The following is a 16403-nucleotide window of genomic DNA, read 5'->3' on the forward strand; positions in this document are numbered from 1 at the left end:
GGGCCCGGGGCCAGCGCCCCCGCCGCGGCGACGGCGCCCAGCACGGCGTTGCGCGCCACGTGGCGCGGCGCGTAGACCGCCCCCGGCCTCCCGAAGCAGTGGCAGCGCGCCGACGGCCCGCGCCGAAGGGACGACACGATCACCACCGTGAACACGCACAGCAGGGCGAACGAGCCTGCGAAGGCGGCCCGGCCCAGCTGTTCGGCCCCCGACGCCCAGCCCCCGAAGGCCGCGACCACGGCGGCCTCCGCCGCGGGGACGGACCACGTCGCGAGGGGCAGCACTCCTGCGGGGACCGGTCGCAGCGGTTCCAGCGACGCGGCGAAGCCGCGGGGGTCCCGGGCCTTGCCGAACGCCGAGACGGCGAAGACCGTCGCGAGCAGGGCCGCCGCGCCGGGCAGCAGGTGGTCCCACGGCATCGGCGTCATCCCTCCAACCGGCGCAGTACGGTTCCGACGACACGGCTCACCGGGACCGGTCCGAACCCGCGCGAGTCGAGACTGCTGTCGCGGTTGTCGCCCAGGACCACCACGAAGCCCTCCGGCACGGTCCCGCCCCCCTCGTCGCCGGCGACGCCTCGGGGCAGCGGATCACCGGCCACCGCCGCCACCCGTTTGACCAGGTAGTTGGGCCTGCGCCGGTTGCGCTCGTCACGGATCACCGGGGTCTGCGGATCGCTCAGGACCACGAGTTGGCGCGGGGCGATCACCGTGCCCCTGTGCGTACGCGCGGAGAGCATCCGGTCCCCGTGGCGGAGCGTGGGAAGCATGCTCTCCCCCGACACCACCGCGACGAAGACCCTGGCGCGGACCCACAGGAGCGCCCCCAGCGCAGCGGCCGGGAGGGCGAGCGCGACCGCCGCGCCGATCGCGGTCAGCACGGGGCCTCCTCGTCCCGGCGACACCTCTCGTCCTCACGATCGCCCTCGTCCCGGCGGTACCCCTCGGCCTGGATCGAGAACAGCCGGGCGTACACGCCGTCCGCCGCCATCAGCTCCCCGTGCGTCCCCGACTCGGCGATCGTCCCGCCGTCGAGCACGACGATGCGGTCCGCGTCGCGCAGGGCGCCGAGCCGGTGGGAGACCAGGAGGCTGGTGCGGCCCCGGCGCTGCTCCCTGAGCCGCGTGTGCAGTTCGTACTCGGCCTCCGCGTCCAGCCCGGCGCTGGGCTCGTCGAGGATGAGCAGGTCCCGTTCCTCGCGGAGCAGGGCGCGGGCGATCGCGATCCGCTGCTGCTGCCCGCCGGAGAGGTCGACCCCCTGCTCGCTCCCGTCCCCCTGGTAGAAGATCCGGGTGATGAGCGTGTCGTACCCGTGGGGGAGGGCGGCGACCGCGTCGTGGACTCCCGCTCGGCGGGCCGCGGCCTCGATCGCCGCACGGTCCCCGGCCCGGGACCGGTCGCCCAGCCCGATGTTCTCGGCGGCGGTCATGTCATAGGTCATGTAGTCCTGGAACACGGCGCCGATCCGCTCGCGCAGGACAGCGGGGTCGACGTCGCGGATGTCGGTCCCGTCCCAGGCGATGGTGCCGCGGTCGGGGTCGTAGAACCGGCACAGCAGCTTGACGAGGGTGCTCTTGCCCGACCCGTTGAGCCCCACCAGGCCCAGGGCCGTCCCCGCCGGGATGTCCAGGTCCACGCCCCGCAGGACCCAGGGCTGGTCGGGGGTGTAGCGGAACCACACGTCGCGCAGCTCGATACGGCCGGTCAGCGGGCCGACCCCGCCCGTCCCGGCGGCCAGGTCCGGTTCGACCGCGACGACGTCGCGGTAGTGGGTGAACAGGAGCAGGCGCTGGTGGGCCTGGGCCAGGAGCGAGATCATGCCCGCCATCCCCTGCTGCACCGCGCCGACCGCGGCGATGTACAGCGCCACGTCCCCCACGGCCCCCGAGCCGGCGTCCGCCCGGAGGACCACCCACACCAGCCCCCCGCCGGAGATCAGGGCGGACAGGAGTCCGGCGGCGACCTGGACGGACATGTCGCGCCGGTCCATGCGCCGGTTCTCGTCGTTGGCCCTGCGCCGTTCGGTCAGCATGCGCCCGCGGAGCATGTCGCCGAGCCCGAAGAGGCGGATCTCCTTCGCGGCCTCGGCGCTCGACATCAGGTCGCGGTAGAACAGCTCCCTGCGCTCGACCGGGCCCAGCCTCCAGATCATGGCGGCCCGTCTGCGCGACAGCCCGAGCTGCCCCCACAGCGCGGGCAGGGTCCCGAGGAGGACGACCCCGGCCAGCACCGGGTGGATCACCACGAGGGAGCCGACGAAGCCGAGGACCGTCACGAGCCCGGCGACCAGGCCGAGAGCGGCCTGGAGGACCTGCGCCGGGGTCTGCCCGCCGTTGTCGGCCGCCAGCCGCAGGCGGTCGAGGAAGGCCGGGTCCTCGAACCGTCCGAGGCCGGGGAGCCGGTTGACGGCCGTGAACAGGCGGTCGTCCGCGTGGAGGCCGACCCTGCGGCCCAGCTCGTCCTCGGCGTACACCTGCAGCGCCGTGGTCACGGCCGTCGCGACTCCGAGGACCGCCAGCGCGGCGGCCGCGGCGAGGACGGCCGCCGGCGCCGCGCCCACGGCGAGGTCGTTGAGCACCGTGCGCATGAGCCAGGCGTTGGCGACCGGTACCGCGCCCGCCGTCACGGCCAGCGCCGTCAGGCCGAGCGCCCACCAGCGGCCCGCACCCCACACGAGCCGGACGGCGGGGGGAAGGCCCGCGGCGACCTGGCGCCAGCCGTTCCCGGGCCGCCCGTGCGTGTCCTCCATCGCTCACCCGGCCGCCGGGCCGAGGGCCACGCCGCCGGGCCGGGGCGCGAAGACGCTGGTGGCCGCCACCACGCCCCCGACCACCGTCACGAAGCAGGGGGTCCCCCGGACGTCGAGGAGGCGGGGCAGCCCACCGTCCCAGGGTTCGACCACCACCGGCACGGCCGGCTCCAGCAGGGCGACCATCCCGGCCTCGAGCCCGCCCTCCTCGATCACCACGGCGAGGACCCGCTCGCCCGGATACCGGGCGGCGTGGTCGAGGACGAGGGGCAGGCGTTCACGGCACGGGGAGCAGTCGGGGGACAGGACGGCCACCAGGAGGGGGACGGCCGTCTCCTCGAAGACGAGTTCGGAGCCCAGGGTGGAGCGTGCCCGGAACGCGCCGACCCGGGTCCCGACGGGGGCCGCCGACGCGGGGAGGTCGTCGTCGGCCGCCCCCGGACGCCCCTCCAGCAGTGCGGTGTGCTCCCGCAGCCTGCGCACCACCCCGATCGCCAACAACAGGTTCAGGATCCCCAGTGCGCCGACCAGGGCCACTGCGACGACCACGAAGACCACGACGTACCTCCTCGTTGCGCACCGGACGGGGGTGGCGGAGCGGGGCCCCGCCACCGGGTCGGCGCCCCGGACGGGGCGGCCCGACTAGCAGGTGCCGCAGTCCAGCTCGCGCACCTGGGTCTCGCTGCCGCACGTGCGCTTCTGGTACTGGACCTTGTTGGTCCAGAAGAAGCCGCAGCGGTTGCAGTGCGAGTCCCTCCACGGACCGCAGGCGGCCGCCTCGACCCTGACCTGCGGAACGACCGACCGGAGTATTCGATCGCCCAGCGACGCGATCATGCTGACCATGTTCGGTTCCTTTCTCGGTGTGCGCCTGGATGGCAATCGACAGACAACCACCGGCGGGTACACCGGGGGTTCACTCCGGATTCATTTCTCCACCCGGCCCGCGGAGCTCTTTTACGGACAGTCCGAATGCCGTAGGATTCGAGGCCCGGACGGCCGGGACCGGCCATTCACGACCGCCGATCGTGACCCCGTGTTACTCTTCGCACACCATCGGACATGGCCTGTTTGCGCACCACCGGGCGGGTCAGAACGTGAGAAGAATCGGCACTCCGGCCGACAGTCCTGTTTCATGGCGGCGCGCCGGAACGACGACGATCAGAGATACTCATGGACTTCAGATTGCTCGGTCCGCTCGAAGTCATGGACGATTCCGGTAATTCCATACCGATCAACCGCAAAAAGCACCGGCAACTCCTCGCCGCCCTCCTCGTGCGCGCGAATACGGCGGTCCCCTGCGTGCAGTTGATCAACAACGTCTGGGGCGAGGATCCGCCCCGTTCCGCCCGGGGCAACCTCAAGACCTACGTCTCGCAGCTGCGGCAGCGGATCGACCGCATCGAGACCAGCGGGGAGGGCTACCGCATCCGGGTCGGGGAGCACGAGCTGGACTCCGCCGTCTTCGCCGCCATGCTGCGGCGGGGGCTGCGCACGCTCGAGGAGGGGCGGCCGGCCGAGGCCGCGCGGACCCTGGAGGAGGCGCTCGGCCTGTGGCGCGGCGCCACCCTCCAGGACACGCCGCTCGACGGCGACCTGGCGCTCACCCACACGCACCTGGACGAACAGCGGCTCACCTGCTTCGAGACCCTCATGGACATCCACCTCTCCCAGGGGCGGCACACCGAGGTCCTCGCGCGGCTGTACCCGGTGATCGGCTCCCACCCGCTGCACGAACGCCTCTGGGGCCTCCAGATGACGGCCCTGTACCGCGACGGCCGCTGCGCCGAGGCGCTCGCCGCGTACCGGACCATGCGCGCCCGCCTGGTGGAGGAGCTGGGGGTGGACCCGAGCCCCGAGCTGGAACGGCTGCACGGCCAGATCCTCGCCCGCGACCCGGCGCTGTCCTCCCCCGCCGGCCTCCCCCGCGGCCCGCGCCCCGTCGCCCCGCCCCGCGGGCACAGGTCGACGCGCCCGTGATCTGACGCCCGGCCCGTCACCGCGGGGCGGCCCCCGGCGCCTCCCCGGCCGACGCCGTGCCCGGCCGCCCGTGCCCTGGAGGTCCGGGGCCGGTCGCGGAGGAGGTGCCATCATGGGAGTCCAGCCCCTCGCCCCGGCCGCGGAGGAGGACCCGGTGGACGACGACGCGAACACCCCCGAACGCCTGCGCGAGGCCCTGGTGGACGAGATCGCGGCCCGGAGCGCGCTGCTCGGCCGCCCCCTGGCGCCCCGGGTCGAGGCCGCCCTGCGGACGGTGCCCCGCCACCTCTTCCTCCCCGGCCGGTCCCTGGAGCGGGCCTACGCCGACATCCCCGTCGTCACCAGGACGGACTCCGCGGGGCTCCCCACGAGCTCGGTCTCCCAGCCGGCCATGGTCGCCACGATGCTCGACCAGCTCCGGGTCGAACCGGGCCACCGCGTCCTGGAGCTCGGCTCGGGCGGCTACAACGCCGCCCTGCTCAGCGAACTGGTCGGCCCCGCGGGCTCGGTCACCACCGTCGACATCGACCCCGGCGTCACCGCCCGGGCCCGCTCCGCTCTGGACGGGGCGGGCCACGGCCGGGTGGACGTCGTCCTCGCGGACGGCGAGTTCGGCCTCCCCGACCGCGCGCCCTTCGACCGGATCGTCGTCACCGTCGGGACCTGGGACATCCCGCCCGCGTGGCCCGGACAGCTGGCCCGGGGCGGCCGGATCGTCGCACCGCTCCGCCTGCGCGGCCTCACCCGCTCCCTCGCCCTGGAACCGGACGGCGGCCACCTCGTGAGCCGGTCCGATGAACCGTGCGGGTTCGTGCCGATGCAGGGGGCGGGCGAGAGCGCCGTGCTCCGCGTGCCGCTGCACGGCGACGAGGTGGGCCTGCTCGTCGAGGACGGTCCGGCTCCCGACGCGGCGGCCCTGGCGGACGCGGCGGCCTCCCCGCGGGTGGACCTGCGCTCGGGGGTCGCACCCGGCCCCGCCGACCCCTTCGCCGGACCGGACCTGTGGCTGGCCACCGCCCTTCCGGGCTTCTGCCTGCTCACCGCCACGCCGCAGGCCGTCGCCCGCGGCCTGGTCCGTCCCGCCTGGACCACGGGCACTCCCGCCCTGGCGGAGGACGGCGGCTTCGCCTACCTGGGCGCGCCCGAGTCCGCGGGCGCCGGGTCAGGGCGCTCGGAGTTCGTCGTCCACGCGCACGGGCGCCGTGCCGGGGACCTCGCGGCCCGGCTCGCGGGACGGATGCGGGACTGGGACCGCGACCACCGGTCCGGTCCGGGCCCGGTCCTCACCGTCCACCCGGCCGGCACCCCCGACCGGGCGCTCCCGGACGGGTTCGTCATCGACAAGCGCCACACCCGGGTGGTCGTCACCTGGCCCTGAGCCCTCCCGGCCCCGGGAACGCCGGGACCGGCCGTGCCCCCGCACGGCCGGTCCCTCGGCACGTCAGCGCTTCATGCCGTGCTCGATGGCCTCGATGATCCTCGGCCGCAGTTCGGCGGCGCCGATGATCGCGTCCACCGAGCCGACCTCGACGGCGCGCTGGATGCTGTGCACCGCGTCGAACTCCGCGGCGACCTCACCGACCTTCTCCGCCCGGACCGCGGACTGCACCTCGGCCAGACGGGCGCTCAGCGCCGCCCGCTCGGCGGCGTCGGCCGCCGAGACCCGGGCGTGCAGCTCCGTCACCCTCGGGTCGTTCGCCGTCCGCTTGTTCACCTCGCCGGAGAACACCACGGCCGCCGCGGGGGCGCCGCCGAGCACGGAGGCGTAGGAGCCCTCCAGCGCCAGCACCGTCATGTTCGGGTTGAGCGCCTTGGAGAACACCACGAACGCGCCGCCGTGGTAGCGGGAGATCACGCAGAACACGATGGGCCCGTCGAAGTTCACGATCGCCCGGCCGATCTCGGCGCCGTACTCCAGCTGGAGGTTGCGCATCGACTCCGGGGAACCGTCGAACCCGGACAGGTTGGCCAGCACGACCAGCGGCCGGTTGCCGGAGGCCGCGTTGATCGCCCGCGCGGTCTTCTTCGACGACCGCGGGAACAGCGTGCCCGCGGTGTAGGTGTCCGGCCCGTCGGTGGGCGGGAAGCCGCGCCGTGCCACCGACCGCGACTCGATACCGATCAGGCAGACCGGCCAGCCGCCGATGTGCACGTCCTGGACCGCCGACGTGTCGGCGTCGGCCATCCCCGCCCACCGCTCCAGCGCCAGGTGGTCCTGGTCGGAGAGGGCGCGCATCACCGTGCGGATGTCGAACGGCTTCTTGCGGTCCGGGTTGTGCTCGACGGAGAAGATCTGGCCGACCGTGGTGAAGTCGCTGCCCTCGATCTCGTGCGGGAAGTCCGAGACGTCGCGGTCGACCGGGTCGACCGTGTCCGCCTTGCGCGGCGCCCCCTCCCCCGGGACCACGTAGGTGTGGTCGTAGTGCGCCATCAGCACGTCCCGGGCGGCCGGCAGGTTGGGCGCCCAGTACTGGGCCTGGCCGTTCGGCCCCATCACGCGGTCGTAGCCGCCGATGCCGAAGTTGTCCTCGGCCGACACGCCGCCGGAGAAGTCCAGCGACTGCTTGCCGGTGAGCACCATCGCCGAGTCCGGCGTCATCACGAGGATGCCCTTGGTGTGCATGAGCATCGTCGCCTCGGCGTTCCAGTACGGCTGCGCGCCGACGTTGATGCCCGCGACCACGATGTTGATCTCGCCGCCGTCCTGGGTGTAGGTGACGATCCGCTTCAGGGCGGCCGCGACCCAGTCCATGTTCTCGGTTCCCGAGGACATCGAGATGCGCGCGCCCGCGGAGAGCGCGAACCACTCCAGGGGGACCCGCATCCGCTCGGCCAGGTCGATCGCGGCGATGACCCGCCTGCACTCCGGCTCCGACAGCGCGCCCAGTGCCTTGGTGGGGTCACCGAGCAGCACGACGCGGGTGACGCCCTCGGGGTGCCGCGCGGTGGGCGTCGTGACGACGCCCGCGACGATCGCCGCGGTGTTCCCTCCCCTGGGCCGGTCCACCGGCGCGAGAACGCCGTGCTCGTCGAGGTCGTGCTCGACGAAGCGGCCCTCCGGGCCGGCGAGCAGGCCGGTCAGCTCGTACGGGTAGGTGGTGCCGCGGCGGGCCGCGCGCAGCACCTTCTGGCGGTAGTCGTCCAGCGGCGGCACCGGTTCGGTCGAGGGCTTGTCGACGTGCATGCGCGCGCCGTGGCCCGGGTCGAGGGTGATCCGCACGGCGACCTCGGTCAGCTCGCCCTCGGCGGTGCGCTGGCGGGCGACGAACTGGACCTCCTCCAGTCCGGCCCCCTCCGTGGTGGGCAGGATGCGCTGGACCAGCGTGTCGAGCTCCTCGGGGGTCAGCTCGGTCGCCGGCCAGACGTACATCATGATCCGGTTGGTGTCGAAGCGCCGGTTCTGCGGCCCCTGCGCCCGGATGTTGCGGATCGCGTCCAGGCAGCCCGCGATCGTGTCCTCCACCACGGGCAGTGCGACGAGGCGGCCGTCGGCGTCGCGCAGCGGCGTCAGGTCGCGGACCTGCCCCATCGCGATGAGGCGCTCGTCGGCCGGGTTGCCGCGCGCCACGGCCTTGAAGAGGTAGATCTCCTCGTCGGCCGACGGCAGGCGCGTGAGGTCGAACTCGCGCAGCCGCTGCAGCTGGAGGCGGCGGGCGATCTGCGGGTGCAACCCGCGGATCAGCCGGTCCTCGGTGAGGCCGTCGTCACCGGGCCGGAAGGTGAAGTGGTGGTGCATCACCGCGCCGCTGGTGCCCGCGACGGTGGTGGTGATCCGGCGGACGCCCTCGGGGAGCGGGTGCTCGGCGAGGATCCGTCCGAGCCGCACCGCCATCTCGTCGGCGTCCGGCTGGCCGTCCCACGTGACGTAGAGGTCGGCCACCAGGCCGCGCCCGGCGGCGTCGGGCAGGGAGGCGATGTCGACCGCGGTGGTCACCAGGCGCGTCGCCCCGTCGTGGCCGGTGTGGTCGGCGGTGACGAACCGGCAGCCCGCGGCCTCCCGAACCGCGACGTCGGACAGCCCCCGGTTGCCGTAGTAGCGGCGGGTCAGGACCTCCAGCAGCGGCGCGTGGTCGCGGCCGGGCCGCCCGATCCGCTGGCCGATCAGCCTGACCAGCGGTTCGGCGCTGGCCACCATGGTCTGGATCCGCTCCGCGCGGTCCGGCGCGTCCGGGTTGCGGTCCAGGTAGCGCAGCCCGTCGCGCACGGAGGCGTAGACCTCGGCGCGGTTGCGGCGCAGCAGCGGCTGGGCGAACCAGCGGAACACCACTCCGCGGGCGAGGTCGGACACCGCGGGGAAGCGCACCTGCGTGGCCTCGACGAGGTGTTCCAGGGCGCGTCCGGCCCGCTCGCCCAGCGCCTCCAGGGGCAGTGGCCCGGCCAGCCACCGGCGCAGCAGCTCCGACACGACCGCGACGTCGGTCGGCATCCGGTGGAGCGCCAGGCAGATCCGGAAGACCGCGGCCTCCAGCTCGGGCGTGCGGTCGAGGTCGGTGATGCCGTAGTGGGCGAGGACCGTGCGGAGCTTGGTCCGGAAGCTCTCGGGGAGCCCGGCCCGCTCGACGTCCAGGCTCTGGAGGTAGCTGTGGAAGAACTCGCGCGGGCTGTGCACGGGGCTGCGCGGCTCGGTCTCGGTGTCACCGGCCGGCTTGTTGCGGCTCAGCTCGGACAGGTCGGCGAACACCGTGATCAGGTCCAGCTCGCCCTCGAACGGCCGCCCGCCCAGCTCGGCCCGCGCGGCCAGGTAGTCCGACAGCACGCGCCGGCGGTCGTGGGGGTCCACGTCGAAGCCGAGCAGCAGGCTGCGCAGGTCCTGGAGTCCGCGCTCGACCCGCTCGGCCGCGGACACCGCCTCGGGCTCCGCGGGGAGCTCGATCTCGGCGGTCTCGGCGGTGGCCGCGGCGCCGTCCTCCACGCCCTCGTCCGCGAGGGGCTCCAGGCGCATCAGCGGGGCGCCGGACTCGACCTGGCTGCCCACCGCCACCGGGCACTCGCGCACCCGGGCGCGGAACGGTGCGCGCAGCACCGTCTCCATCTTCATGCTCTCCAGCACCAGGATGGGCGCGCCTTGCTCGACCTCGTCACCGACGGCCAAGGGCGTCGACACGACCAGCGCGGGCGCGGGCGAGCGCACGACGCCGCCCTCGTCGCGGCTGATCCGGTGGGTGACCCCGTCGACCTCCACCAGGTGGATCGGCCCGTGGGTGGCCGTCACCAGCCGGAAGCGGCGGCCGTTGACGACGATGCGGCCGCTGTGCTCGTCGAAGCGCTCGACCTCGACGTCCGCCGGGTGCACGTCGCCGCCGCCGGAGACCCCGACGCGGAAGCGCCGCTGGCCGACGCGGGCGACGGCGACGCGGTAGCCCACCCCGCGGAGCTTGAGGTCCAGCGGGCGGCCGCTCTCGTGCTGCACCTGCGGACGGCCGCCGTGGGCGCTGGACAGCAGCCGCCGGCGGCTGACGTCCTCCTCGTCCTGGTAGGCCTCGATCGCGGCGGCCGCCAGGGCGACGGCGGCGTGCCGGTGGCTGGTCAGGCGGCCCTCGGCGCGCACCCTGTCGATCCAGCCGGTGTCGGCGCTGGCGTCGATCACCTCGGGCTGATCGAGCAGGTCGACGACGAAGCCCTTGTTGGTCGCGCCGCCGTCGATGATGACGGTGGTCTCGGCCATCGCGCGGCGCAGACGGGCCAGCGCCTGCTCGCGGTCGCGGCCGTAGGCGATGATCTTCGCGATCATCGAGTCGAAGTCGGCCGGGATGGTGTCGCCCTCGCTGACACCGGTGTCGACGCGGATGCCGGGCCCGGCGGGCAGGATCAGGCGGGCGATGCGGCCGGGGGCGGGGGCGAAGTCGCGGTCGGGGTCCTCGGCGTTGAGGCGGGCCTCGACGGCGTGTCCGGTCTCTGCGGGCTGGACGCCGTCCAGCCGCTCCCCGCTCGCCACCTGCAGCTGCAGTCGGACCAGGTCGGTGCCGGTGGTGATCTCGGTGATCGGGTGCTCGACCTGGAGCCGGGTGTTGACCTCCAGGAACGCGAACAGCTTCTCGCCCGGGTGATAGAGGAACTCCACGGTGCAGGCGCCCCGGTAGCCGACGGCCACGGCGAGGCGTTCGGCGGAGGCCTTGAGCTCCGCGGTCTGCTCCGGGCCCAGGACGGGGGAGGCGGACTCCTCGATGACCTTCTGGTTGCGCCGCTGCACCGAGCAGTCGCGGACGCCCAGCGCCCACGCGGTGCCCTGGCCGTCGGCGATGACCTGGACCTCGACGTGCCGGGCGCCGGTGACCAGGCGCTCCAGGAAGACGACGCCGGAGCCGAAGGCGCGCAGCGCCTCCTGGCTGGTTCGCTCGTAGGCCTCGGCCAGGTCCTCGCCCGAGGCGACCATGCGGATGCCCCGCCCGCCGCCGCCCGCGGTCGCCTTGAGCATCAGCGGGTAGCCGATCTCGTCGCCGGCGCGCAGGGCGTCCTCCAGCGTCGCGACCTCGCCGCGGCTCCAGGGGGCGACGGGGACGCCGACCTCCTCGGCGATGAGCTTGGCGCCGATCTTGTCACCGAGCCTGCGCATCGCCTCCGCGCTCGGCCCGACGAAGGTGACGCCGATCTTCTCGCACAGCTCCGCGAAGGCCGGGTCCTCGGCGACGAAGCCCCAGCCGACCCAGGCGGCGTCGGCCCCGGTCTCGACCAGGGCCCGCTCCAGGACGGCGTGGTCGAGGTAGGGGCGCGCCGAGGCCGGGCCCAGCGAGTGGGCGATGTCCGCCTCGCGGACGAAGGTCGCGTTGCGGTCGGCGTCGGTGTAGAGGGCGACCGTCTCGATCCGCGTCCCGATCTCCGCGGAAAGATCCCGAACTGCGTGGATGAGGCGCATCGCGGCCTCTCCACGGTTGACGATGGCGACACGACTGAACACCGGTTGAGCCTCCCAAGTACCCACGCACAGAAGGCGACCTCCAAAGCCCGGAGCGTCGCCTCCACCTATCTATACCTTGCTCGATCGCCACCGGGTACAGCAATGTCCCGAATCGCCCATGGCGGATCTGCTGTGTTGTGGGAACCCCACAAAAAGTGCCCGTGGTCCCCCTGCACGGCCCCAGCTCCATGCGAGGTGTGCCACAAAACGGGCGCGTGTCCGCGACGGCACGGCGGGAGTGTCGCGCGGGGGCGCGCGGGCCGGGACGGCGGCTCCGGCGCCCCGCGGCGCGACCGCCGGGGACCCGCCGCGGGGACCGGCACGGCCCCGGACCCTCCGGACGCCGCGGCGCCCGGCGGACCGTGCCGCTCCCCGGGGAACGGCGTTTCGGGCCGCGCTTCACGGACGGGCCCCGTGACCGGTTCCGGACAATTCTCACCCTGAGTGCCTATTGAATCACCGGCAGTTCTGTCGAATTCGGAGAAAGCGCGTCGGCCGGGTCCCGGGAATGTCCGCGGACGCGGCGGCCGCGGGCTTTCGCGCAGGTCGCGGCCGGAGGCTCGCATGTACTTTCGGCGGTGCTCCGCATGTTTCGGGAGGGTATGGGGACAGCTCCACGGGTACGTGAACTCCGCGGTTCACCGGGGAACAACGCCAAGGGGTGACAAGTAACAGCAATGAGCACAGAATGGACCCGTACGGCCAGAGCGGGTCCCTTGCTTTCCGGGCCCGGAAGGCCCGGCCCGCCGCAGCGGGCCCCTCGGGTCCTCGGCCGCCCCACGTTCCCCAGCCGGAGGAGACACCGGATGGAAGGCGCCCTGCCTGTGATCGCTCTGGTCGTCGTCGTGGTGTCGGCCGGCGCGATCGCGGTCGCCGCGCACTTTCGCAAGGAACGCGTCGCGGAGCTCCGCGTCTGGGCCCGCGAGCACGGGTGGACCTACGCCGAGCACCAGCCGGCCCCGCTGGGCGAAGCGGTCCTGCCGCGTTCCACCAACGGCCCCCACCCGCGCGTCCAGCACGTCCTCTCCGGGCGCCGCGGCCGGCACCCGGTCGTCATCTTCGAGCACACCCACAAGCCGAGGCACGGCGCGGCCGGGGGCCGCCAGGCCTACCGGATCGTCGCGGTCCGCACCCCCGGCCCCAACGCCGAGCTGGAGATCCGCCGCAGGGACCGCCTCACGCCGTCCGACGACGCCTTCGACAGGGCCTTCCACGCCGTCGGCGACACCGGGTTCGCCCGGGCCGTCCTCGACCGCGCCATGACCGCGTGGCTGCTCTCGGATCCGCGGTCGCGGTCGCTGCCGGTACGCTTCAGCGGCGACTACGTCCTCACCTGGGCCGCCATGCGCCTGGACCCCGACCGGTCCCTCACCGCCGCCGACTACCTGATCGACATGGTGGAGCGCATCCCCGCGGAGGCGTGGAAGCGGCACCCCGCGGGCCCCTGACCGGGGTCACGGCTCCCTGCACCCGAACCTGAGCAGGCGGACTCCCCCGCAGGAGACGGATAAGATCCGCTGTGCCCCGAAGCAATTAGGAGTAGCAACCCTCATGAGCGACCCCAACTCGACGCACCGCATCTCGCGCGCGGACCTCTTCCGCGACGACGAGGAGGAGCAGAACGCCCCGGACCCCAACGCGACCGCGCGCATCTCCCGCGCGGACCTCTTCCGCGACGACGACGAGTCCACGGCGCCGCGAGAGCAGCGCTGACCCCGTCGCCGCGGCGACGGACGGAACGGGGAAGCGCCCACCCGGAGGACCGGGTGGGCGCTCTGCCGTGCGCGTCCGGCGCCGTCCGGGACCTCTCCCCGGCGGCGCGGCGGCGCCCTACCGGCGCTCGCGGACGGCGGCGACGATCTCGGCCACGGCCTCGTCGACCGGCACGCCGTTGTTCTGCGAGCCGTCCCGGAAGCGGAAGGACACCGCGCCCTTGCTGATGTCCTCGTCTCCGGCCAGCAGCATGAAGGGCACCTTCTGCTTCTGGGCGTTGCGGATCTTCTTCTGCATGCGGTCGTCCCCGGCGTCCACCTCGACGCGGATGCCCTCGGCGCGCAGCTTGGCCGCGACCTCCTGGAGGTAGGGCACGTGCTCGTCCGCGATGGGGATGCCCACCGCCTGCACCGGGGCCAGCCAGGCGGGGAAGGCGCCCGCGTAGTGCTCCAGCAGGACGGCGAAGAAGCGCTCGATGGAGCCGAACAGGGCGCGGTGGATCATCACCGGCCGCCGGCGGGAGCCGTCCGGGGCGGTGTACTCCAGGTCGAAGCGCTCGGGCAGGTTGAAGTCCAGCTGGATCGTGGACATCTGCCAGGTGCGGCCGATGGCGTCCTTGGCCTGGACCGAGATCTTGGGGCCGTAGAAGGCGGCGCCCCCCGGGTCCATGACCAGTTCGAGCCCCTGCTTCTCGGCGGCCTCGCGCAGGGTGGCGGTGGCCGTGTCCCAGACCGCGTCGTCCCCGATGTACTTCTCCGGGTCCTTGGTGGACAGCTCCAGGTAGAAGTCGTCCAGGCCGTAGTCGCGCAGCAGCTCCAGCACGAAGGTCAGCAGCGAGTCGAGCTCGTCCGCCATCTGCTCCTCGGTGCAGTAGATGTGGGCGTCGTCCTGGGTGAAGCCCCGGGCCCGGGTCAGGCCGTGCACCACGCCCGACTTCTCGTACCGGTACACGGTGCCGAACTCGAACAGGCGCAGCGGCAGCTCCCGGTAGGAGCGCCCGCGCGCGTCGAAGATCAGGTTGTGCATCGGGCAGTTCATCGGCTTCAGGTAGTAGTCCTGGCCGCCGTCGAGCTTCATGGGGGGGTACATGCCGTCCGCGTACCAGTCCAGGTGCCCCGACTTCTCGAACAGGGTGCTCTTGGTGGCGTGCGGGGAGTAGACGAACTCGTAGCCGCTCTCCTCGTGCCGCTTGCGCGAGTAGTCCTCCATCACCCGGCGGATGATGCCGCCCCGGGGGTGGAAGACGGCGAGGCCGGAGCCGATCTCGTCCGGGATGGAGAACAGGTCCAGCTCCGCGCCGAGCTTGCGGTGGTCCCGCTTCTCGGCCTCCTCCAGGAAGGTCAGGTAGTCCTTGAGGGCTTCCTTGGTCTCCCAGGCGGTGCCGTAGACGCGCTGGAGCTGCGGGTTGGTCTCCTTGCCGCGCCAGTAGGCGGCGGCGGTGCGCATGAGCTTGAACGCGGGGACGGCCCTGGTGGTGGGCAGGTGCGGCCCGCGGCACAGGTCCTTCCAGCACTGCTCGCCGGTGCGCGGGTGGACGTTGTCGTAGATGGTGAGCTCGCCGGCCCCCACCTCGACCCCGGCGCCCTCGGCGGCCTCCGTGGCGCCGCCCTTGAGGCCGATCAGCTCCAGCTTGTAGGGCTCGGTGGCCAGCTCGGCCCGCGCGCCCTCCTCGGTGACGACGCGGCGGTCGAAGCGCTGCCCCTGCTTGATGATCTGCTGCATCTTCTTCTCGATGCCCTTGAGATCGGCGGGGGTGAACGGCTCGGCGACGTCGAAGTCGTAGTAGAAGCCGTTCTCGACGGGCGGGCCGATGCCCAGCCGGGCCTCCGGGAAGAGCTCCTGGACCGCCTGCGCGAGGATGTGCGCGGTGGAGTGGCGCAGGATCGCCCGGCCCTCGTCGGAGTCGATCGCGATCGGCTCGACGACGTCGCCCTCGTGCAGCTCCCGGTCCAGGTCGCGCGGCTCGCCGTTGACGAGCGCCGCGACGACGGTCCTGCCGTCGGCCTCCAGTGCCTGCCCCGCCGTAGTGGTGGCCGCCACCGCACGCGGGGTTCCGGCGAGGGTGATGTGCAGCTCAGGCGCGGCGGACACGGTGACTCCTAAGGACGTGGATCGCGGTCTAACGCGTACCGACCGCCCCGTGGGGCGGCCAGGCGTTTTCCCCCCGATGCTATCGGCTCCGGGGTGGCTCCGCCCCGGCCGTCCACAGGTCCGACGGCGTGCGCCCGGGGCCCGCGCGCCCTCTTCCCGGGCCGCCGCGCGGCCCCGGAAGCGCACCCCGGAGCGGCTCCGCCCCCGGTGATTCGGTCGGGGAATTCGGCCGTGTCCGCCCAGGCCGCCCGGTGCCGCCACATCCCGGGGGAACGGTGACATAAGGGAATCCTCTCCCCCCGGGAAGACGTTCTGTCAAAGAACGTCACCTTTCAGGAAGCTGTCCACAGCCATACCAAAGACCATTGATCCGGGGTTCGAGATCGGTGAGAATCAGCAGACATCCGACCACCGGCCCCCGCGGACCCGAATACACCCAGTCTCTGCGACCGAATACTGTGAGCGCATGTCACCGAGCCCACCGACCGGCCCACCGGCCCCGGAGACATCCCCCTCCCGCCGTGCCCACGCGAGGCGGTGGCGACGGCTGCGGGCCAGGCTCCGCCTCTTCCGCAGACGTATGCACACCCACCCGGCGCTGCACCTGCCCTGGCGCATCCTCGTCGGCACGGTCGGCACGCTGGTGGTCCTCGCCGGGCTCCTGATGATGGTGATCCCCGGCCCGGGGCTGGCGTCGGTCATCCTGGGGCTGGTCATCTTCAGCACCGAGTTCCGGTGGGCCCAGAGGCTCGTGCGCCCCGCGCGCGTGTGGTTCCTGCGCGCCGAGCAGCTGGGGATGCGCCTCAGGGACGAGGCCTTCCGCCGCTATCGGGAGCGGCGGGACCGGAGGCGGCGGCGCGCGCTGCCCTGCACCCCGCCGCACGAATAGGCGCGGGTCCGCCGCCGGGCGCGGGCCCTTGCCCCGCCCGTGATACGGACACGACGAAAAGAGGGAGGGCCGGATCCGCGTGAAGCC

Annotated in this window: 12 protein-coding genes; 5 read left to right on the plus strand and 7 right to left on the minus strand. The window is 73.3% G+C overall.

Annotated elements, in window-relative coordinates; genetic code table 11:
• The 5 genes from ACWGL3_RS23830 to ACWGL3_RS23850 all read right to left on the minus strand — a co-directional run.
• The coding region (locus ACWGL3_RS23830; RefSeq protein ID WP_452461808.1) for a MauE/DoxX family redox-associated membrane protein at positions 1-419 on the minus strand (419 nt) is incomplete at its 3' end.
• A 5-nt stretch (positions 420-424) separates the two neighbouring features.
• Positions 425-880, minus strand: coding sequence for a S26 family signal peptidase (locus ACWGL3_RS23835; protein ID WP_267948773.1), 456 nt, complete (start codon positions 878-880; stop codon positions 425-427).
• On the minus strand, positions 874-2748 hold the full coding sequence (locus tag ACWGL3_RS23840; protein WP_452461809.1) for an ABC transporter ATP-binding protein: 1875 nt from the start codon (positions 2746-2748) through the stop codon (positions 874-876). The genes ACWGL3_RS23835 and ACWGL3_RS23840 overlap by 7 nt, the downstream gene beginning before the upstream one ends.
• Positions 2749-2751: 3 nt before the next feature.
• Positions 2752-3306 (minus strand): hypothetical protein, encoded by a 555-nt coding sequence (locus ACWGL3_RS23845; RefSeq protein ID WP_267948771.1) that lies wholly within the window; start codon positions 3304-3306, stop codon positions 2752-2754.
• Between the two features lie 84 nt (positions 3307-3390).
• Entirely contained in the window at positions 3391-3594 is a 204-nt protein-coding gene (locus ACWGL3_RS23850; RefSeq protein WP_267948770.1) for a hypothetical protein, read from the minus strand.
• Positions 3595-3954: 360 nt separating this feature from the next.
• On the opposite strand from ACWGL3_RS23850, the gene ACWGL3_RS23855 reads away from it, so the two are divergent.
• A complete protein-coding gene (locus ACWGL3_RS23855; RefSeq protein WP_452461810.1) occupies positions 3955-4728 on the plus strand; it encodes an AfsR/SARP family transcriptional regulator in 774 nt (257 codons plus the stop codon).
• A gap of 112 nt (positions 4729-4840) precedes the next feature.
• Positions 4841-6106 (plus strand): methyltransferase, FxLD system, encoded by a 1266-nt coding sequence (gene fxlM, locus ACWGL3_RS23860; protein WP_452461811.1) that lies wholly within the window; start codon positions 4841-4843, stop codon positions 6104-6106.
• Positions 6107-6169: 63 nt separating this feature from the next.
• On the opposite strand, the gene ACWGL3_RS23865 is transcribed toward fxlM, so the two are convergent.
• Positions 6170-11623, minus strand: coding sequence for an ATP-binding protein (locus ACWGL3_RS23865; RefSeq protein WP_452461812.1), 5454 nt, complete (start codon positions 11621-11623; stop codon positions 6170-6172).
• Between the two features lie 806 nt (positions 11624-12429).
• On the opposite strand from ACWGL3_RS23865, the gene ACWGL3_RS23870 reads away from it, so the two are divergent.
• Together ACWGL3_RS23870 and ACWGL3_RS23875 are read left to right on the plus strand one after the other, a co-directional pair.
• A complete protein-coding gene (locus ACWGL3_RS23870; protein ID WP_267948766.1) occupies positions 12430-13071 on the plus strand; it encodes a type III secretion system chaperone family protein in 642 nt (213 codons plus the stop codon).
• A 103-nt stretch (positions 13072-13174) separates the two neighbouring features.
• A complete protein-coding gene (locus ACWGL3_RS23875; RefSeq protein ID WP_267948765.1) occupies positions 13175-13336 on the plus strand; it encodes a hypothetical protein in 162 nt (53 codons plus the stop codon).
• 117 nt (positions 13337-13453) lie between these two features.
• Here ACWGL3_RS23875 and thrS read toward each other — a convergent pair whose 3' ends face one another.
• Positions 13454-15427, minus strand: coding sequence for a threonine--tRNA ligase (gene thrS / locus ACWGL3_RS23880; protein ID WP_267948764.1), 1974 nt, complete (start codon positions 15425-15427; stop codon positions 13454-13456).
• 580 nt (positions 15428-16007) lie between these two features.
• On the opposite strand from thrS, the gene ACWGL3_RS23885 reads away from it, so the two are divergent.
• Positions 16008-16316, plus strand: coding sequence for a PGPGW domain-containing protein (locus ACWGL3_RS23885; protein WP_267948763.1), 309 nt, complete (start codon positions 16008-16010; stop codon positions 16314-16316).
• Positions 16317-16403 lie beyond the last annotated feature (87 nt).

Source organism: Nocardiopsis sp. NPDC055824, from assembly GCF_053616335.1.